The organism is Polluticoccus soli (assembly GCF_029269745.1).
Lineage (GTDB): Bacteria > Bacteroidota > Bacteroidia > Chitinophagales > Chitinophagaceae > Polluticoccus > Polluticoccus soli.
The window spans coordinates 647,221-667,606 of sequence record NZ_JARJHT010000002.1 but is presented as its reverse complement, the minus strand read 5'-3'; the positions used below and the strand labels follow the sequence as shown (position 1 = coordinate 667,606).

The 20,386-nt window shown below is 42.9% G+C and carries 16 protein-coding genes; 9 read left to right on the top strand and 7 right to left on the bottom strand.

Features of this window, described 5'->3' with window-relative positions; translation table 11 throughout:
• Positions 1 to 109: 109 nt before the first annotated feature.
• The 4 genes from P2W83_RS13615 to hemN all read right to left on the bottom strand — a co-directional run bounded on the left by P2W83_RS13615 (position 110) and on the right by hemN (position 9,501).
• Entirely contained in the window at positions 110 to 2,065 is a 1,956-nt protein-coding gene (locus tag P2W83_RS13615) for a DUF3857 domain-containing protein (protein ID WP_276134295.1), read from the bottom strand.
• A gap of 6 nt (positions 2,066 to 2,071) precedes the next feature.
• Complete coding sequence (locus P2W83_RS13610) at positions 2,072 to 3,991, bottom strand: DUF3857 domain-containing protein (RefSeq protein ID WP_276134294.1); 1,920 nt, start codon at positions 3,989 to 3,991, stop codon at positions 2,072 to 2,074.
• On the bottom strand, positions 3,988 to 7,293 hold the full coding sequence (locus P2W83_RS13605; RefSeq protein WP_276134293.1) for a tetratricopeptide repeat protein: 3,306 nt from the start codon (positions 7,291 to 7,293) through the stop codon (positions 3,988 to 3,990). The genes P2W83_RS13610 and P2W83_RS13605 overlap by 4 nt, the downstream gene beginning before the upstream one ends.
• A gap of 843 nt (positions 7,294 to 8,136) precedes the next feature.
• Positions 8,137 to 9,501: an oxygen-independent coproporphyrinogen III oxidase gene (hemN, locus tag P2W83_RS13600; protein ID WP_276134292.1), complete on the bottom strand. Its 1,365-nt coding sequence runs from the start codon at positions 9,499 to 9,501 to the stop codon at positions 8,137 to 8,139.
• Positions 9,502 to 9,651: 150 nt separating this feature from the next.
• Between hemN and P2W83_RS13595 the strand changes: the two genes are divergently transcribed.
• Together P2W83_RS13595 and P2W83_RS13590 are read left to right on the top strand one after the other, a co-directional pair.
• On the top strand, positions 9,652 to 10,374 hold the full coding sequence (locus P2W83_RS13595) for an MbnP family protein (RefSeq protein WP_276134291.1): 723 nt from the start codon (positions 9,652 to 9,654) through the stop codon (positions 10,372 to 10,374).
• A 16-nt stretch (positions 10,375 to 10,390) separates the two neighbouring features.
• Positions 10,391 to 11,440: a cytochrome-c peroxidase gene (locus P2W83_RS13590; RefSeq protein ID WP_276134290.1), complete on the top strand. Its 1,050-nt coding sequence runs from the start codon at positions 10,391 to 10,393 to the stop codon at positions 11,438 to 11,440.
• 5 nt (positions 11,441 to 11,445) lie between these two features.
• On the opposite strand, the gene queD is transcribed toward P2W83_RS13590, so the two are convergent.
• The 3 genes from queD to P2W83_RS13575 form a co-directional block, all read right to left on the bottom strand.
• Positions 11,446 to 11,802 carry a 6-carboxytetrahydropterin synthase QueD gene (gene queD / locus P2W83_RS13585; RefSeq protein ID WP_276134289.1) on the bottom strand — a complete coding sequence of 119 codons (357 nt, stop codon included), beginning with the start codon at positions 11,800 to 11,802 and terminating at the stop codon, positions 11,446 to 11,448.
• 450 nt (positions 11,803 to 12,252) lie between these two features.
• Positions 12,253 to 12,714 (bottom strand): acyl-CoA thioesterase, encoded by a 462-nt coding sequence (locus tag P2W83_RS13580; RefSeq protein WP_276134288.1) that lies wholly within the window; start codon positions 12,712 to 12,714, stop codon positions 12,253 to 12,255.
• A 25-nt stretch (positions 12,715 to 12,739) separates the two neighbouring features.
• Positions 12,740 to 14,392, bottom strand: coding sequence for a hypothetical protein (locus tag P2W83_RS13575; protein ID WP_276134287.1), 1,653 nt, complete (start codon positions 14,390 to 14,392; stop codon positions 12,740 to 12,742).
• A gap of 461 nt (positions 14,393 to 14,853) precedes the next feature.
• On the opposite strand from P2W83_RS13575, the gene P2W83_RS13570 reads away from it, so the two are divergent.
• The 7 genes from P2W83_RS13570 to P2W83_RS13540 all read left to right on the top strand — a co-directional run bounded on the left by P2W83_RS13570 (position 14,854) and on the right by P2W83_RS13540 (position 20,377).
• Complete coding sequence (locus tag P2W83_RS13570) at positions 14,854 to 15,495, top strand: Crp/Fnr family transcriptional regulator (protein WP_276134286.1); 642 nt, start codon at positions 14,854 to 14,856, stop codon at positions 15,493 to 15,495.
• 112 nt (positions 15,496 to 15,607) lie between these two features.
• Positions 15,608 to 16,171, top strand: coding sequence for a fasciclin domain-containing protein (locus tag P2W83_RS13565; protein ID WP_276134285.1), 564 nt, complete (start codon positions 15,608 to 15,610; stop codon positions 16,169 to 16,171).
• 103 nt (positions 16,172 to 16,274) lie between these two features.
• Positions 16,275 to 16,676 (top strand): c-type cytochrome, encoded by a 402-nt coding sequence (locus P2W83_RS13560; RefSeq protein WP_276134284.1) that lies wholly within the window; start codon positions 16,275 to 16,277, stop codon positions 16,674 to 16,676.
• The gene (locus P2W83_RS13555) at positions 16,676 to 18,100 is read left to right on the top strand and encodes a cbb3-type cytochrome c oxidase subunit I (RefSeq protein WP_276134283.1); all 1,425 of its coding nucleotides are present in this window, start codon (positions 16,676 to 16,678) and stop codon (positions 18,098 to 18,100) included. Before P2W83_RS13560 ends, P2W83_RS13555 begins: the two co-directional genes overlap by 1 nt.
• Positions 18,101 to 18,146: 46 nt before the next feature.
• Positions 18,147 to 18,650: a hemerythrin domain-containing protein gene (locus P2W83_RS13550; protein WP_276134282.1), complete on the top strand. Its 504-nt coding sequence runs from the start codon at positions 18,147 to 18,149 to the stop codon at positions 18,648 to 18,650.
• A gap of 3 nt (positions 18,651 to 18,653) precedes the next feature.
• On the top strand, positions 18,654 to 19,091 hold the full coding sequence (locus tag P2W83_RS13545) for an RrF2 family transcriptional regulator (protein WP_276134281.1): 438 nt from the start codon (positions 18,654 to 18,656) through the stop codon (positions 19,089 to 19,091).
• A gap of 38 nt (positions 19,092 to 19,129) precedes the next feature.
• Positions 19,130 to 20,377: a hypothetical protein gene (locus P2W83_RS13540; RefSeq protein ID WP_276134280.1), complete on the top strand. Its 1,248-nt coding sequence runs from the start codon at positions 19,130 to 19,132 to the stop codon at positions 20,375 to 20,377.
• Positions 20,378 to 20,386: the final 9 nt, after the last annotated feature.

Sequence of the window (20,386 nt, the reverse complement as noted above, 5' to 3'; positions counted from 1 at the left end):
TCGCCAATGGTGTCGATTAAAACTGCGAAAGTCGCTACCATAGCGACTTTCATACAAGTCCGACAAGAGAGGTTGTCGAACCAATTTGTGACTTATTTATTTGAGATACTTATCCTTTCTCTAGCACTAGCACCACCTTATTGAAATCTGCGGCGGCATTAATGACCTTCTTGAATATCTCTATATCGCTGACTGGGTAGTTTACCTGGCTGTAAAATTCTTTTACTGTGATACGCATTTTTTTACCATCCATTTTGTAATCGGAAATAAAAGCCATGGTTTGTTCTCCCGATATAGCCTTGTGCTCTACCATCATTTTGATGGTCTCGGGGTTTGATACTTTGTAACCATCCGGAATATTCAGCGTAATTGTGCGGTAGAGCGTATGAGGGAATGCCATGTCTATAGGCAGCTTACGTTCTTTCTCCTGGTACATCTCAACCTGACGCCCTATCACATCGCCTAATTTGAACAGGTATTTAGGGCCTGCTTTTTCCATTAGTTGAGGTGCTTCTGCCGTGGCGATCACATTGAGTGGTTTGTTATCGTAATAGTTGTTGAAGGCGGCGTTCTCCACCTTATAAGATTTGATGTACTCAGGCTTTGATGCCACACTTACGAGTGACTGGACCAGTTCTTTTTCCTTATCCTTTGGCACGTAGATAAAGCCTTCTCGTATACCGTTGGCACTGTAACCTTCATATACCATTTTTATATCAACCTGTGGTGTCATCTCTACACCAAACTTAATATCCGCTTCAATGTTGTGATTAGAAGCTTCAATCGGCATGAACGGAATTTTACGCACAGAGGCAATAGCGGAGGTCATACCACCAAGTGTAGTTGTTTTTAAAAACACGCCTTTATTGCCTGCAGCGGCTGTTGGTATAAACGGCATACGGTAGAATATTCCGTTTACGGAAAGGTATTTCTTCAACTTTGGGAAATAAACGATAGAAATATCCAGAGGGTTCCAATTCTCGAACTTATCATCCAATGGATTAAGAAAGCGGTTAGAGGTAAGTCCATATTCATGAGCGATATTGGCCACTTGCAAACAGGCCAGGAAGAATGCAGTAAAGCCAGACTCCGTGGTGAGCTTCTTATCTACTATCTTGTCAAACTTCAGGTACGATTCATCATTGATGTCGTCACTCATATTGATATTGCTCTTCATGGCGTCCTCTATCTTCCTTATTTTCTGCTCATCATCGTCCTGGTCTGAAACGCCTATGGACGTCAGGTATTTCCCTATCACCTTTTTATCCTTATCCGTGATCTGGTAGTAGTTGTTGTACAGCCTCTTAGCAAGATCATTCCATGTAAACAATTTGACGTCGGGATTTTCTTTATCCATATAGCTCATACGATAGGCTATATTCATCAGGAATGCTTCTCTGTTACTATATTGCTCTTCGTCAAGCGCAGGTATGTTGCTAGTCGTAGCATAGTAGAAATGCTTACCACCTATTATGCTGTCCTTTGTCGATGGGAATCCGTTATATCCCTTGGTCTCGAATCGCACTCCTTCCGGTACAACGAGCATGAACTCTGCCTTAACAGTTGGTATGCCAAACTGTAGTTGTTCACCACCAAATACGGCAAAATCTTTCTTTTCGCGGTACATCAGTTCCACTTCTGCATTTTTCTCCACTCCTTCCATAGCAAAGATGTAGGAGTCCTGCCCCTGCTCATTTTTGCTGCGTTTTATCTTATCCTGTTGTACTTCTTTCACTGTGCCATCTGCAAGAATAGTCCTTGCCTGTATGCGTTCTATTTCATTGTGACCAATGGGTATTTCGATCTTGTTAAAATTCTCGATCCCTTTATCGTCCAGCACTTTAATAATACGGTGCATAGTGCGGTACACGAAAGTATTGTTATTCTCCTGCCTGTACTCAATGTGCCTGCTGTCCAGAATGAATACTCCGGATTCATTCATTAGCTCATTAGGTATACGGTGCAATTTAGGACGGGCTTCCCAGGTTACAGGCAAGTTGTATTGTGCGCTGGCTGAAGCTGAGATAAGGCACTGCGTTGCAAGGCTTAATAGTAGTCTTTTCATAATGGTTTAATCTGCTTTGAGTATTATAGATTCCTTGTATTGTTTTCTTAATTCCTCGACCAGTTCATTGTTCTCTTCAAACTGTCCAGGCTCAAGATAAAGTGTGTTCATCACAAATTCTTTCATCAGTCTCACTTCTTTACCTGCATTCTCGTAGCTAATCCTGCACTTTAACAATCTATCCGATCCTTTTTCAAACGGGGGAGGCAGGTAGCTGACATGGTAGCCCTTGGGTATTTCGATGGTCACAATCTGCCTGGTAATATTCTTAAAGTTGTTTTCCTGTGGCGCTGTTCTTTCTTTTATGTCTATCCACTGATTTTCATAGCTGCGCTGTAGATTCAGGTTTATGTACCATTCTTTCCCCACCTGCTGGGCGTAGTCCTGTATATCAAAGGTTGAATATGCGCGCACTGTTTTATCAGGCAATGCTTTGAAGTCAAATTCTTTCTGGATATACTTGTTAGAACCACGGGTGGTTATTGCCTTTATCGCGTCTTCTTTTTCCTTGCTATTCCGGTACATCATCATTTGCTCCAGTCTCCACGCATCGTACCCTTTAATGTTAAGTGCTACAGATCCTGCCAATCCCTTTCCGGTAAGCGAAACACGGGTAGAATCAACCGTTAGGTTCTCCAAACTAGATATCACAGGAACCGTGATCACTTTATAATGGTCCCTATCTATGTGCACCAATGCATCTTTGCCCTGCAGATCATAAGGGGGAATACCAAAGGGTATATTAGCATCCGTGCCATCCATAAAAACAAACTGACCATCAAGTTCTACTGCGCATATCATGTGGTTATCTGCCACTGGAAGTGGGGTTTCCTGGTATTTATAAGGGAGTTTGCGCGTACCGATCCAGGTATAGTACGACCTTAACTGTGCTTCTTTGCACATGGTCACAAGCAATCCTGCCATGTCTTTGCAATCGCCATATTTCCTTTGGCAAACTACGTGTGCTTCCCGCGGTATAAAGCCGCCCATACCATCTTCGAAGGCTACATATTTTATATTGCGCTGCACCCATTGGTATATCTTCTTTGCCTTTTCCTTATCACTCGCAGCGTCTTTGGTTATCTCCGCGACAAGCTTTTTTAGATGCTCATCAGGCTTTGTGTTCACATCCTTGATGAAGGTGTAATAAAAGCTGTTCAAATCGTCTACCGTACCAAACACCTTCTTTGGACTTTCATTCCTGGTCGGTTTGTAGCTATCGATATACAAAAGCAGATGAGGCAGGTAATAAGAAGTGTTCGGCGCATCTTCATATATATTGAACTTACTAAGATTTTCAGCTATCCAGGTATAGGTAATCTTATTTCCGCTTTCCTCAACAGTTTGTTTTACCTGGTTCGTATTCTGTCCTCTCAACTGCCATTTAAGCTTTACATCTTTTGGTACCGTCACACTAAACTCCGATCTTATTATCGGAATATAGGTCTGGAAATAGTGCGAAGGCATAAAATGAAGATCCGCATGTTCTATTTCGTACCTCAAAACTGTCTTCGCCCCTTTTACAAGTCCGGGATACGATAAAATGGTCTCGTGATTGTCATCATAAAAAATGCCTTCTGATGTCGATTTTACTTCTTTAAAATCCTTTACCCTCAGCTTATCATAACCTTTTTTTGCTGGTATGAGTGAATACCCTTCAACATTCTTTAGCGTACCAAAGGCGCTGTGGTACACATTCGCATTATTATACAGACCCGGGGCGATATCGGTAAGCAACAAGATTTCCTTTTCCACCTCCATAAATCCTTTTATTCCCCCGTCTTCCACTTTCACCTGCAGGTGTTGCTTATGGCTAGTTACCACTGCGTTTTCACCCTTGTATTTCTGCGCCCAAATCAATTCTTGTTCCTGGCCGTTGGCATAATGAATTCCAACAAGCAACAACAGCGTTAATATCTTCCTCACATGCTTAGATTTTCCATAGTTAACAGTGCGCCATGTTCATAAGTGAGCTTATAGCTCCTGCCAGTTTTAGGGTCACTATACATCTGTGGCCCATGTTGCTCTCCCATCACAAAATTCGCGTGTATCAAAAGTTTTCCATTAGCCCCATATAATTTCTCTTCTCCGTTCAACACATCGTCCTTGTAGGTCGCTTCGTAAGATGGTTTCCCGTCCAGGTAGAAACATTTGAACGGACCATTCAGTTCCCTGCCAGAATAAGTCTTTTCATCGGCTACATTACCGTTGCTATAATAAGTTGTCATCTTGCCTTCATACATATTTTCCCGCATATTCAGCTCCATTGCCTTTTTACCATTTGGGTAATAAGATACGATCTTAGCGGTGCCGTTCTTCACCGGTACTAGCGGCTGGAGCTTGCCATCGTTGCTTTCATAGGTGTATCCTATGATACAGTGCTCCTTGAAGCTATGTACAAGAGCTATCTTCTTCCCCTCACCATAAAATATCTGATCTCCGTCCATATAGTCATAATCCATATTATACTCATGTCGCAATTCACCATGCAGGTATACTTTATCCTTACCGTGTTCATCCCCCTTCACATAGTCAGTCTCGCGTTCCAGCTTGCCGTCAAAACTATGGTGTGTCCATTTGCCGTCTTTCCTGCCATTACGGAAATGACCTTTACTGCTTTCCTGCCCGCCTGGGAAATAGCTGATCACAAAGCTGTCCCTTTCGCCATTCTTATAAAAGCCTGTTTCTTTCACTGTCTTATCCGGATAATAAGAAGTGTAAGCTCCTTCATATTGACCATTCTTCAACTGCGCCTCGAATGAAATATTACCGTTAGGGAAAATGAAATAGTACTTACCAGTTCCCATAGAGAACGACTGCTCGTGAACGATCTTTCCTGCATTGTTATACTGCTCCATACGCACGATCAGATCCCTATCGTAATAGTCCATGTATTTGATCTTTCCATTACCATCATAGTGCCTTGAGGGGCCGTTGACCTGGTTATTCAGATAGAAAGCTTCTCGCTCCAGTTTGCCGGCTACGTTGTAAAATCGCCAAATCCCTTCTTTCTTATCATTAATAAGCCATCCTTCTCCTTGTAGTTGGCCATTAATATAATATCCTTTATATGAGCCAGTGTGCTCTCCTTTTACATATTCGGATACCATATAGAGTTTACCATTCTTATAGTATTCTTTAGCGGTGCCATCTCGTATATCATCCTCAAAATTCACAACTTCACGAAGACTGCCGGTATTAAAATAGTACTTTGCTTGTCCATTTACCATTCCCTCTTTTAACGGCAAATCTGCTTTTAGATTACCATTGGCATAATACACCTTTAGTGATGACAGATTTTTTGACGCTTCTTTTATCTCTCTACCATCAGGGCCTTTAAACGTGTACCCTATAGGTACGTCATTTTTATAATCGATGATGTAGTATTCTCTTTCATCGCTAAGCCGAATGTCTTTGCCATTGCGTTTGCCGCCCTTGAAGGCAGTCTTCGAAATCACTTGCCCACGTTCATTATACGATATTTGTTCGCCATCACCCTCACCGCTTTTATAGTTCAGTTCCGATTCCTTTTTGCCATTCTCATAATATGTAGTATATAGCCCATCGCGATCGCCTTTTCGGTAAATCCCATGCTCTTTCAACCGGCCATTGTCATAATACTCCTTGTATTCTCCGGAGGTCTTTCCGTCCAGTATTTCCATCTCCTTTTCCAGGCTCCCGTTGCTGTAGAACCACTTGTACTTACCGTCCACCAGTGAACCGTTCTTTACTTTCAGCGTTGTCTGTTTTCGTCCGTCAAGATGGTATGCAATGACCTCGTTTTCCTTATCAGGCTGAATGATAGTAGTATTATCAAGTATACCATTGTACGTATACTCCTGTTCCTCGGTCAGCTCTCCGGAGTTGTTGTATTTACGCACCTCTGAGAGGAAACCGTTGTTGCGATATTCGTGGGCCTCTCCTTGTATCACACCGTTCTTATACGTTTCAGTAAGGCGCAATATTCCGTTGGAGTAGTAATAACGCCACAGACCTTCTTTATTGCCGTTATTGTTGAATTTTCCTTCTGCGACAAGGTGCGCATCATCGTAAAGTTTTGTATGCCCTTCCCTGAACGCAATATCACCTTTCTCCATAACTAAGTTGCCTACTATATAGGTACCACTATTTTGATTGTATGCGTACAACATGGGTGCCTTTTCACGTTTGTAATATTCGAGTGTGCGAGTCGATATCACATGGTCCCAGTAAGGGAATACCAACTTTTTCACTTCGGACATGTCCCGTTTTTGCTTCTTTGCATATTGTTCAACTACCTCTATGCCATAATTGGAAAACAGGAGTAACATGAACGGATCGAACATGCCCTTCTGGTAAACCTCCTGGAATAGCGGAACATAATATTGCATCGCAAAATTCGTCGATCTCTTATCATACGAGAGCTTTTCCATAATAGCATGCGCTACTTTTACTATATTCTCTTCTCCCATCACCGAAGTAATATTGTAGCCTTTGTTCAGCGCCAGTTTTGCGTGGATGATCTCGTCTATTTCGTTGTATAGCTCAATATCGTCTTTGCGCTGGTCGTAATAGTCTGATACTTCCTGGCTTTGCCGGGCTATAGCGCCCAACGATGTGATCGCGCCACTAGCCACCTTGGCATCATTAGTAAACAACAATGATGCTGCGCTGGCCATAAATGCCTCGGTTAGCCTGCCTTGCTGCAAATAGATATTCCCCAGCACCGCATGCGAGCGATAGTGGTAGGGGTTTATCATCAGCGCCTTCTCTAGTAGCTGTATCGCCTTATCAAAATCATGCTTTTGATAGTACACTACCGATTTTTCATAATACGCAAGATTATCGGTTGGATAGGCGCGGGCTAAACTATCGTAGAAATAAACGGCACTATCCGTTTTTCCCCGGTAGTCATACGCGTGCGCCACGAGGTACAGCAGTTGCCGTTTGTCTGAGTTCGTCAACTTCATGCCTTCAAACGCCACCTGTGTAGAGCGCTCAAAAGCGCTGTCAGCCAGGTAAGTAAGTACGGTTTCGTATTTAGCGGTCGAAAAATTAGTGTCTCCCTCAGGCACTTGTAAAAAGTAGGTAAGAGCCTCTTTGTACTTGTCTTCTTCGAATAACTCGATACCTTTATTAATAAGCAGTTTTGAATCCTTCAGGGAATTTTGAGCAACTGCATTTGAAGCAAAAAAGGATAGAGACGAAAGGATAAGGGACGTGAACCCAACAATAGTGAATCTTGGCATATAATAGGTTTGAAAATCTGTCGACTAAAAATAATAGAATTTTCCTTTTTTGCATACAGAAGTATAAGTTTTACACAGTTATGAAAGCAAGCCCAGTGGCAACTGGAACTATTATCGATAGCAGACAAGTGGAATGCCAATACCTATTTCAGCAGGGGCTTCGGCACACATTTATTTTTTTTGAACATTGCACAGGCTTTGGGGAATAATTAGCTTACTAAATGATCACTAAAACCGCTAATCAGATAGAAAATGGCAGGAAAGGCTGTCGAATCGCCTCCCTCCTGACCCTGACTTGATTCACTATATTGGACAAGACATTCCGTCAAAAATTGTTGCCGTTTGTTGTCGTTTTGTGGCATTTTTAGAAACAACATTGTTCTGCATGCGACATTTGCACAGCCAAATTTGGAGGGATAATAACTTGAAAAGATTCCGCATAAAATATTGCGTTTGCAGAAATGATAACCTTTGTTGCCGCTACCAGTTATGAGAAGAAATGTTACAGCCTGAGCGTTTTTACCAGACTAACCTATCCAGGTATTGGCCGTTTGGCCGTCAATTTGATCTTTCGCCATTGGGTGATAGAATTTACTATAGCAAATACACAAACATCATCAACATGTGCCCATGCGGTTTGTGTTTCGCAGTTTCCTGTCTAACCTTACAAAGGTACGATTTCTGATAATAATAACCAGCAATGTATGTGGGTTTTGGCCTGTTGCTAAAATGTAAATTTGATGTTTTATTGTAACAATAATTTTTGCTTGTCTTAACTCGTTTTAACACGTGTATTAAGCAAATATCCCTTCACTAGTCACCAGGTGATGGTTCGTTGATCAATTAAACCGCTTTACTAAATGTTTGGGTTGTTTTATATCCGGTGTTCCGCAACAAATGCAGATCAAACGCACTAGATATCACCCTGACAAACTGCATTCCTATGTCGGTTATAGTTACGTCATGTTCTGTGCACTTAACCAGACCGTCTTTTTGTAATAGGTTTAGCTGCGGAAAAGTAAACTCTTTGAGAGCTTCATAACATTGCTCGACAAAACTCGTTTTGCCCTTACAGGTGAGATCAAGTATATAGCGTCTGAAGACAATATCTTCCTCCGTCAGAAATATGCCCTTTTGCAATGGCAAGACATTTTCATCCAACAGACGGTAGTAGTCGTGAAGTGCCTTCGCATTTTGGCCAAAGGCTGTTCCGATATCGCTAATTGCCGAGACACCTAAACCGATCAGCATCGTTGTCTTTTGTGTGGTGTAACCCATGAAGTTGCGATGCAGGTGTCCGGATTTCCACGCTTGATGTAAATCATCTCCAGGTACGGAAAAATGATCCATGCCAATGTCACTATAACCGCCATCAAGAAAAAGCTTTTTACCTGCTAAATACAGCTGCAATTTATCTTCCGGGCCGGGTAGATCTTTCTCGTCAAATAATCTTTGTCCGCGACTTGTCCACGGCACATGCGCGTAACTATAGAAAGCCACCCTATCCGAGCGCAAACGGATACAATCAGCTATTGTTTTTCTTAAGCCATCCATGTGCTGCAGTGGCAAGCCATAGATAAGATCAAAATTTATCGACCGGTAGCCGAGCTCTCGCGCCCACGCAGTCACAGCGGCCACTTTTTCAAATGGTTGAATTCTGTTTATCACTCGCTGCACTTCGGGATCATTGTCCTGAACGCCAAAACTTACTCGCCGAAATCCGAGGTTGTATAAAGCCTGTAAATGTTCTTTTGTAGTATTATTGGGGTGTCCTTCGAAGCTAAATTCAGCGTCGTTTGCTTTGTGCGCTCCATGCAAGATGCCATTGATCAGCCTTTCCAGGTTTTTCGGCGAAAAGAAGGTCGGCGTACCGCCCCCCAGATGCAATTCCCGTATCAATGGTTTTTCGTCAACGAGATCGAGGTATAATCTCCATTCCTTTAGAACGGCGTCTATATAGTCTCCTTCCACCCCATGATTAGTGGTTATCTTTTTATTGCATCCGCAATACGTACAAAGCGATTCACAGAATGGCAGGTGTATATACACACTTATCCCGGCAGCATTATTATCCTGCTTAAACCGGCTTGTAAACTCATTTGCCCAGTCTTTCGCATCGATCTTGTCCTTCCAGTAAGGCACCGTTGGATAGCTGGTATATCTGGGAACAGGCACATTATACTTCTTCGCCAGTTGGAGGTCTTCCATACAACATTCATTAGCTGGTACGCAAATTACGCCGGGTACCATGCCTAATTACTGACCGCTGTCAGCGCCCCTCCTGACCGTGCCCATAATATGACATTGGTCATATTTCGTTTGCTGAACTTGGTCAATCTTGCAGATAAATAAAAGCATGTGAAAACGATCATCTATACCGCAACATGTCTCCTAATGGCCACATTGGTCTTTAGCTGTAAGAAATCGGACGAAAAGCGAGCCGGCACTTTGCGAATACAAATAAACCATAACGTAGATGGCAAACCCATGGTGTGGGATGAGCTTACCTATAGAAATGAAGCAGGCAATACTTACAGTATTGAGCGCCTCCAGTATTTTCTTAGCGACTTCAAATTTTATGGCAACAGACAATTGGTGGAGCATATCGACACGGTTATTTACGTTGATGCCCGCACAGCCGCTAAGGGGCCGATCATGTTTGAAGACTTTCCATTTAAATACATCGACTCAGTAAGTTTTCTGATCGGAGTGACTCCGAAATACAACGTCTCCGGCGGACTGTCATCCACGATGGAAAATGCGGTGATGGACTGGCCCCAAATGATGGGAGGAGGATATCACTTTCTAAAATTGGAAGGCCGCTGGAACGATGGCACTCAAACCCCTGGCTTTGCAATGCATCTCGGAAAACCTGGATACCAGGTTGCTGCTGGTTTTCATTGCGCGTATTTACTTAATGAACATACTCAAAATCCGTTGGCAATGACGATGAATATCAACGAATGGTTTCGCAGCCCACATCAATATGACTTCTCAAAGGATGGTGTATACAGTATGGGAAATGAAGCACTGATGTTAAAATTAAAGGAAAACGGAACTGACGTTTTCACGGTGAAATGATCAATAAAATATCTTTATGAAACAAGGAAATATTATAGCTGCAATACTCGGTGTGACGCTTGCCACTACTCTCATATCTTGCAAAAAGGAAAATGACCCTCCACCGCCTACCCCGCCGGTTGACACGGTAGTAAAAATGACCCCTTATGAACTACCGTACCCCGCATATTTTCCAAAGGCATACATTCCGGATGATAATAAACTTTACGAAGAGCGGATTCAACTGGGGCGCATGCTCTATTACGACCCGATCCTCTCCAGAGACGGAAGAGCTTGCGCCTCCTGCCACCTACAGGAGAAAGGGTTTACCGTTCCCGGTCTCTATGCCGGCATGATGCCGGTTCTCCCTCACGTCAATCTTGCCTGGAACACAAACTACATGTGGGATGGGTCGAAAAAAGGCACTGTGGAGGAACTTATGCTATTTGAAGTGAGCGAATTCTTCGGCACGGATTTGGACAAAATGAATGCAAGCACCAAATACCGTGACCTATTTAAGAAATACTACGGTGCAGACAATATCAGTTATAAGGAACTATCGTACGCTTTAGCTCAATTTATCAGAACCCTCGTTTCGAAGGATACCAAATTTGAAAGGTTCATGCAAGGAAGAGTAAACTTGTCGCAAGATGAATACATGGGGTACCGGATATTTACAACAGAGAAGGGAGACTGTTTTCATTGCCACGTCAATCCGATAATGACAGACAACCTTTTCCATAATACGGGCCTAGATAGCCCCTACTTAAAAACCATTGACAAAGGACTATTCAATGTAACTGGCAACGCAGCCGACATGGGAAAATTCCGAACAGCAAATCTTCGCAATGTCGCCCTCCGCGATCATTATATGCACGACGGACGTTTTACCACGCTTGAACAGGTTGTTGAGTTTTATAACTCCGGTGTTAAACGCGTTAGCACCGTGGATCCAATTATGACCAAACCAGGAAAGGAAAAAGGGCTTAATCTGACTGAAATGGAAAAGAAGCAGCTAGTTGCATTCCTAAAAACGCTGACGGATTCCACATTCATCACAGACCCCAAACTTGGCAAACCTGAATAACAGCCTTATCCGTTGTAAAAGGTACCAGAAGTTGGCGTTTCATACAGCTCGATGGAACTTAAGCCCGGAAGAATGGGCTTAAGTTTATTCCATAACCATACAGTAACTATCTCACAGGTAGGATTGTCCAGCCCGTCTACTTCATTCAACAGCTTATGATCAACCAGATCAATGATCGGCAAAACAGCTTTTTTCAGTTCGGCAAAATCTATGACCCAACCATTTGCAATATCCATCTCACCTTCTACCGACACCTTTAATCGATATGTATGACCGTGAAGCCCCCTACATTTATGCCCCTCTGGCAAATTGGGGAGGTAGTGTGCAGCGTCAAAGGTAAACTCTTTAAATACTAACATCATTATTATAGCTCTTTTATTCGTTATTTCTGGCCCACGCAAGCTTTAGCCTCTTGCCGCTTGTGCTCGAAGTATATTTTATTTGATCGATGCGAATGGTGTATAGGTCACCCTCGACACCAATCGCAAAAAAGTACTTTAAATAGTATCTGTGCTCTGCTGATGCCGAGCGAGGAATTACCAGGCCTTCAAATTGAATGCCTTTATTATTGAGAATGGAAGCTCCCGAAGATATTATTGTCCCCGACACACAGGGGTTCTGGCTGAGTATGTGGCAATGTCTTGCGTCGGCTTTAGACTTAAATATGAGCTGTATGCCATTACTATCAAAAGCATAAAAGCAACAAAAGGCATGCACTGAGCTGCCATCGCTGCAACAAATTGTCGCTACATTACTACTGCGAATGAAACCCAATATCTCGGCTTGCAAACCTGTTCGCTCCGCCATCGCTTTTACCCTTTACTTCGCTGCAGCTTTCTAGACTCTGCCTGCTCAAATAATACCTGTTCTTCTGCTGTCTTTAATTTCAGTTTTGGCACGGAAGCTGGTTTGGCATTCCCATCAAGCGCAACGAATGTAAAATACGCTTCACACACAGGATGTTTATCCCCGCTTATTACCTTCCTGGCCCATGCCTGGACACACACTTCCATTGAGGTACTAAAGGCGGCTACCAGCTTTGCGTTAATAGTGATAATATCGCCGACCCTGGCTGGACTTTTAAAAACAACTTTATCGAGAAGAGCAGTGACGGCTATGCGACCTGCATGAGTTTGTGCACACACTGCCGATGCGGTGTCCATCCATTGAACCAATCTTCCACCTTGCAACATTCCCATGGGGTTTGCATCGTTAGGATAGACAACTTCTGTCATCACTACCTCAGACTCGGTCGTTGATTTAGTTTTCTTCATTCGCATTTTGGAAGGAATTGGGAGACTAACACACTTCTGTAGCAACTGGCACCTCAATTATGCATAGCTCACCAAGAATATACTCAAGCTGCTGCCGCATTTTTTCCAGGTAGGTATCATCCCAGTTCACCATCTTATTTAGAAGGTTTTCGTAATAAGCTATACCGGCAAGCAGGTTCTGTTTAAACAATACTAATTGCTTCACCTGTTTTGAAGTACTGATTTTGTCAACTTGCTTTTTGAGGTAATCCACATACATTCGGAGCTCATTTACAAACATGTTTGGGCGAGGTTCGCCATTAAGCAAATTGTTTCTGCCGTATATATGACCAATCATTTGCTGCAATGAGAACACACCAGAGAAATATACCAGGTTCGGTCCCGGACATATCGTTACCGCAGTCAGGTTGTGAGATGGCGGCAGATCATTTTTGATCAATGCCGGCGCAACCAACCCTTCACACAAGCAGTCTTTTTCCAAAACTAAATCTATCTCGTGCTTAGCCTGTTCATCGCCCCTTTCGCTTAGCTCTTCCACCTTCAATTTCTGGTATAGTCTCGACGCAGTACAAATTGGCCGCTCTGTAAACTCGGTATTGGACGAAAGATATTTTTTGTAACAAGGGCTTCCAGGACGTCCTTGTTTAATTCTTTGTTTGCGTTGCGCTTCTGACGAGCTGGGTCTGAAGTTGTTAAATGGCACACCTAAAGGAGAAGCGTTGCTGAGAAAATAGTCTGACGGCCTAGCTGTTGCCAGCTGTTGTAATGTCTTGGTGTCGACACTGGTCGCCTCAGGGACCAACAAGAATGGACTTCCCCACCCCGTGCGATCAACGCCGTAATGATCCAACAAAAATTGATGTTCGAGACTTGTCCCAATTCCGCCCTGAACAGTAATGAGCTGCTCCGGCTGTGCGTGAAATCCACCATTGTTTGCCCTACACAGATCGAACAATTCAGCGGCCAGATTAATTCTGTTCTTTCTAAATTCCTCGAGTATAGGACCGAGCAAAAGTCCATCTGTAGGAAAAGCATGCCCGCCGCAATTGAGACCAGACTCAATGCGAAACTCCGAAACCCAGAGTCCTCTTTTGGCAAGTATCTTACCTTGCAGCAGTGCTGATCGGTAATCGCTTACCTTGATTACGATCCTCTTTTTCAACTCCCCGGTGCTATCCGGAAAGAAATCGGGAAACGATTCTATGTAATTATATAGCCGAGGATTGTAACCGGCTGAAAAAACAACAGATGACTGCAGGTTACTATGGGCAAAGCCTCGAAGAGCCGACATAGCGTCGGAATACTCGACGGGCAATGGGTCTCCTTTTTTATCATACCGCAGATTGTCCACTTTGGACATAATATTCACATCTATGCTTCCAGGCGTAACCAACGATCGCAAATGTTCCTGCATGGCGACCTTTGCCTTTCCTTCCGGAAGGGCACTCATTTTATCGTATGCAGCTCGCTGTTGGCTCCCTTGCGGCAATAGTTCGAAATATTTGACTATCTCGTTACCAATCTTAAACGGCATTTTTTTCAAAGCCGCTATTTGTTGTTGCACGATCTTCTGAAGCAAGTTGAGGTAGGCCGTTATCCGTTTTGCCCGGTAGTCATCCTGTTCCGGTGTAATAGGCACATACTCCTCACCAGCCTCGCCAGAATGAAATTTTCGCATTTGCTCAATTAGTTCATCTTCAACAATGGATACAACCGAAGCGATGCCCAAACGAGCCACTTTTACTGGAGTATCAATGCTATAACCTAGGCCCAAAACCGGAATGTGAAATGTATGCAACGCAGAATCTTTATGAATTGAGGGTAACTTTTCTTTTCGACACACTTTGCAACAGCCACTTTTAACTGCGCAATAGGGTGTAAAAGTATTTGCACACTCGAACCTGAAAAATGACTTTAGTCATAGGAATGGCAGATTCTTTTTTTTGACGAAATATGACCAAAGTCAGAACCCTGACAAATCTCATACAATAAACTGACGATGGTCATCAAGCCCCTGGTGAGGTTTTCGTCATTTTGTGTAGAATGTACTTAAAAAGAGAACCCTTGGACAGGACAAGAAACACGTTTTATGAGAGTTGTGCTACATGCAAAACGAGGCACAACTCAACATTTTGCTCTTTGGGAGCTGCGGAGCTGAACGAGTTTGATAATAATAAATCATGCATCGTTTTCAAAAAAGGGCAAACGATCTTCAGCGAGCACTCTTTTCCGAATGGCATATTCTGTATTAACGAGGGCAAAGTAAAGGTGGTTCATATAGGTAACGACGGCAAAGAACAGATTGTTCGCCTTCTTATAAATGGCAGCCTAATCGGGTATCGCGCATTGCTTAGCGAAACAAAATATACCGCAAGTGCAATAGCCATTGAAGAATCCAGGCTGTGTTTTATTCCCAAAAATGCTTTTCTAAAAGCAATAAAAACAGATGCTAATCTTTCCATGCAGCTAATAAAATTGTTGGCATCAGAATTGGGTCACGCAGAACAAACCATCACCGATATTGCACAAAAAACCGTGAGGGAGCGAATGGCAGAAGCTCTGTTGTTGCTTAAAGAAAAGTATGGTCTTGAACCCGATGGAGCTACTATTAATGTGACCCTCTCGCGCGATGATATCGCCAGCCTTGTGGGCACCGTAACAGAAACGGCTATCAGACTACTGGCCTACTACAAGCAAACCAAAGTAGTAGATCTTGTTGGAAAGAAAATAAAGATCCTTGACATGAACGCTCTTGTTAGGTCAGCAAATATTCAGTACTGATCTTTCCTTATTACTATTGGCATTTATTGGCAGAATAAATAGTCTTCCTGATTAATGTCATAGTTTCCAGTTGGAAGTGTTTAGAACTTCACATCAACAAAACACTTCAACAATGAAAAAGATATCGATAGTACTTATTGCAGCAATCACTTCAATTTTTGCAACAAGCTGCACCAGCGAATCAGAGAGACCAGCATCTAATACAACAACAAATACGTCCGAACCGGCTCAAACGGGCCAGTCGGGTGTGCAGGATGATATCTCACAAAAGAATGTTGTGCAGGTAGCTGTCGGAAGTAAAGACCACTCAACACTCGTGGCTGCCGTCCAGCAGGCCGAGCTAGTCGACGCACTTAGCAACGCCGGTCCATTTACAGTTTTCGCTCCAATTAACGCAGCGTTTGATAAGCTGCCCGCAGGTACCGTTGACGACCTGATGAAAGATGAGAACAAAGAGAAACTGGCCGATATACTACAGTATCATGTGTTCGTTGGTGTGCTTAAGGAAGACATGATACAGGATGGTCAAAGCCTAGGACAAGTGAATGGTGGTAATATTACCATCAGCAAATCCGGATCAGATATCCTAATCAACAAAACGGCAAAAGTGTTGGCCACAGTGCCGGCCTCAAACGGTATTGTATACGTGATAGATGGTGTATTGCTACCGCAGTAAGTTGTCTGAACAGCATGATCGGTTCCAGCTGCTGTGACCGACATCATTCAATAACCTGACAAAACTCATATTTTACCCTGGAGGCCGCTGATACCTTTACGGCATGATCCGATGGATTTGGCTATCATTGTTCGTTTGTTTCAGCGGCTATACCTTGTTAGTTTATCGCGAATGTGATAACACCCAGACGAGAGCGGATTCTGCAGCATTAGCCGGCATGCAAACATGGCAGGATAAAAATTGCCAGAGCTGCCACCAGCTTTATGGACTAGGAGGATATATGGGACCAGACCTCACGAATGTTGCGTCAGAGACAGGAAAGGGTGCAGAATACATGACGAGCTTTATCAAACATGGCAGCGGCAGAATGCCAAATTTCAACCTTTCCAACGCAGAAGTAGCCAATGTCATTGCATTTCTTCAATGGGTTGATAAATCCGGTCAGTCTAAGGTAAATCCATCTGCTGTGCACTGGACAGGAACATATAGCATACCCCAGAAATAATGAGCAAAAGCCTGCGATTATACTTCACTTTCTCTTTATCAATGCTCCTTTTAGCTTTGTTTTTCGGGGCGGTCGCGGCTTTTGCTTTCCTTTATCCTGAGTTTTTCAATAAGTACAGCCCATTTTACCAGTTAAGGCCTATGCATGTTTCGGCTGCACTTTTCTGGATCATCAGTGGTGCAACTGCTGGAATACTATTCTATAAACAGGCAGCATTCGGTACTATCGATAGAAAGCCAGTCGTTGAAAAGAGCTTTATTTACTTATGGATGAGTGCCGTGGTTGCGATTTTTGTATTCTACGGTTTTAAAAAATTTGGCGGAAGAGAATACTGGGAGTTCCCACCGCTTCTCGGCTTGCCTATTCTGGCCTCCTGGCTGTGCCTAATGTATAGCTACTATACGTCGTGGACAAAAGGAAAAAAGAATCCCCCGCTTTATGTCTGGATGTGGTCAACCGGTATCCTGTTCTTCCTGATCACTTTTGCTGAGCAAAATCTTTACCAACTATCCTGGTTCAGGCAATCATTTCTTAGAGAGATCACTGTACAATGGAAATCCAACGGATCAATGGTTGGCGCATGGAACCAAATGATATACGGCACTTCGCTTTATATAATGGTAAAGATGAGCGGTAGTGAGCAGATCGCACGCGGGCGAAAGACATTTTTCTTTTATTTTTTAGGGTTGGCTAATCTGATGTTTAACTGGGGACATCATATCTACAATGTGCCGGCAGCCTCATGGATACGCCATGTTTCTTACGCTATTAGCATGACCGAATGGTTGATTCTCATCAGTATTATACAAGGGTTCAAGGCAAAACTGTCAGAGCAAAGAAAATACAGGCACTTGTTAAGCTACAGGTTCCTTATAGCATCTGAATATTGGATTTTCCTCAATCTTTTGCTGGCCCTATTCATGTCGATACCTGCTGTAAATCGTTATACGCATGGCACGCATATCACAGTAGCCCATGCTATGGGTGCCACCATTGGGATCAACACAATGATACTCCTGGCCTCCTTTGGCTATATTATCAAAATTGACCGACTCAAAACTGTCAACAAAAAATACATTAGAATTGGGTTTACTGTAACACAGGTCAGTCTCCTGGTTTTCTGGTTGTCATTGATAGCCGCGGGGGTAACAAAAGGTTACCGGGATGTCGTATTGCACATTTCACCGTTCCAGGAATTGATGAACCCAGTTAATACCGTTTTGCATGTTTTCGCTATTGCCGGGATTGTATTGTTTGCAGGGATGACGGTAATCATATTCAACTATTTTAAAGCGCTTGCCCTGATGAGGCCAAACCAGGAAAAAACATTCTCAAAAAGTAATGGCCTTATTGGAGTGAACCCAATATCATATGACCCTAGTCAGGTAGAAAATGTTAAACATTTTGTCAGACCACTGCAATAAAAGACAATTTTGTCCTTATTTAACAAAGACTCCGTAACTTTGCTATATGGCACAGCAAGTAAAGCCTATAAAACGATCGAAAGAACTAGTACCGTTGTCGAAAGATCATCATGACGGTTTGCTGTTGTGTTGGAAAATAAGGCAGGGGCTTAAAAACAAGGTCGATACTGAAAGAATAGTGGCCTATGTGTTATGCTTCTACGAAAATGATCTCGCCACACACTTTGAGCAGGAAGAGGAACTCGTATTTAGCTTACTAGCCGCCGATGACCCAATGAAGCTCGAGGCGATAAAACAGCACAGAACTCTGAACGGCATCTACAAATCTTTAAAACATCAAGCCGGTAATACCGAGGAAAAGCTCCTCCTTAATCAATTTGAGCAGGAACTGAATGGTCATATCCGTTTCGAAGAGCGCGAACTTTTTCCATATATAGAAAAAATGAGTGACCCTGATCAGTTCAGAATAGCAGGCAAACAAATTGCAGACCTACACCAGGGGCACGAGTGTTTAGTGTGGAAAGATGAATTTTGGGCAACGAAAATTTGAATTATGTTTTCAAAAGCATGCGAATACGCGATTAGAGCAGTTGTCTACATAGCCGCTGAAACTGACGAAACCAGGAAAGTTGGTATACTTGAGATATGCGACCACATTGAAGCACCACAACATTTCACAGCAAAAATTTTGCAAACGTTAAGCCGCAAACACATCGTTAATTCACAGAAGGGAGTTAACGGCGGCTTCTTTCTAGATAAGCAACAAAAAAAGAAGTCACTGAAAGATATAGTAGAGGCAGTAGACGGCGACCAGGTATTTGTAGGGTGTGGACTTGGATTGAAGCAATGTTCAGAAACGAAGCCCTGCCCTATTCACAATCAGTTCAAAGACATCAGGAATCGACTAACTAAAATGATGGAGAATACGACGGTAGAAACATTAGCGAATCGACTGCTGAATGGAGAGAGTGTCTTGATCAATAAGAAATAAAAAATTTGCTATAATAAAAGACAAAATTGTCCTTAATTATGAAATCATTAGAAAAGTGGGCAAGCATTGCCATGGTAAACTTGGGAATAGTAGCTATGCTAGGGTTCATTATGCGTAGCAAACTTTTGTTTCCACTGCCTTTTATAGACTTCAAGCACACCTTGCATGCGCATTCTCACTTCGCATTTTCAGGATGGGTTTCTTTAGCCCTATTGGCGTTAATGACCTTCCAATTACTTCCAGCAAAGACCAGCGGCAAGCCGATTTACAAATGGCTACTTGCCGGTATATTTCTGAACGCTGCAGGCATGCTTGTTAGCTTTCTGTGTCAGGGCTATGGCGCATTCTCCATCGCCTTTTCCACCCTTTTCATTTTTGTTACTTACGGCTTTGCTTATGTGTTTATTAAAGACCTGAATAGATCGCCTGTCAACAAAGCGACACGTTTACTCAGTATTTCATCATTTATCTACCTGGCATTGTCTTCGGTAGGTCCCTTTACTTTAGCCTATTTGCTCGCAACCAAATCACCCAACGTAGTCTTATACAAAGATGCTATCTATACCTACTTGCACTTGCAATACAACGGCTTTTTCAGCCTGGCTGTATTCGCGCTCCTGATAAATAAACTTGGATTAAGCAACGGGAAGACATTTGCATTCGCCCGTCTGCTGACCTATTCGGTTATTCCCTCCATGTTTATGTCTTACTTATGGCATTATCCAAACTTCTGGATAAGCACCATAGCTATAATCGGTAGTCTTGCATTAGTTGCCTGCGCGATATCTTTTATATTGATAATACCCACCTTAAAACTACAAACAGCTACGTTTAACCCTATAGTGCGAAAGATCGGCTTGATCGCTATGTTGGCTTTCATTTTAAAGACGGTCTTACAATCACTAACTATTATCCCCTCGCTTGGACCGCTTGTATTCACAAACCGGCCAGTTATAATTGGCTTCTTACATCTCGTGCTATTGGGCTTTATCAGCCTGTACATACTGGCTCACTTCATTCAGGATGAGTTGCTGACGCTGCAAAAGTCAACTCATTTTGGCCTTTGGCTATTTGTGTCGGGAATATTCTTGAACGAGGTAGTGTTAATGGCACAGGGACTCGGTTTTATGCTAATGCTGAGCAGTGCCATCATGCAGTGGTTATTGTGGGTCGCTTCCATATGCCTGATGACCGGAGCGGTGGTACTGGCATTTAACAATATAAACAGGTTGCGTTTTCCCTTGCCAGCTTTTAAAACAACAACAAGAACTTTTTCTCAATCATAAATCAATAAA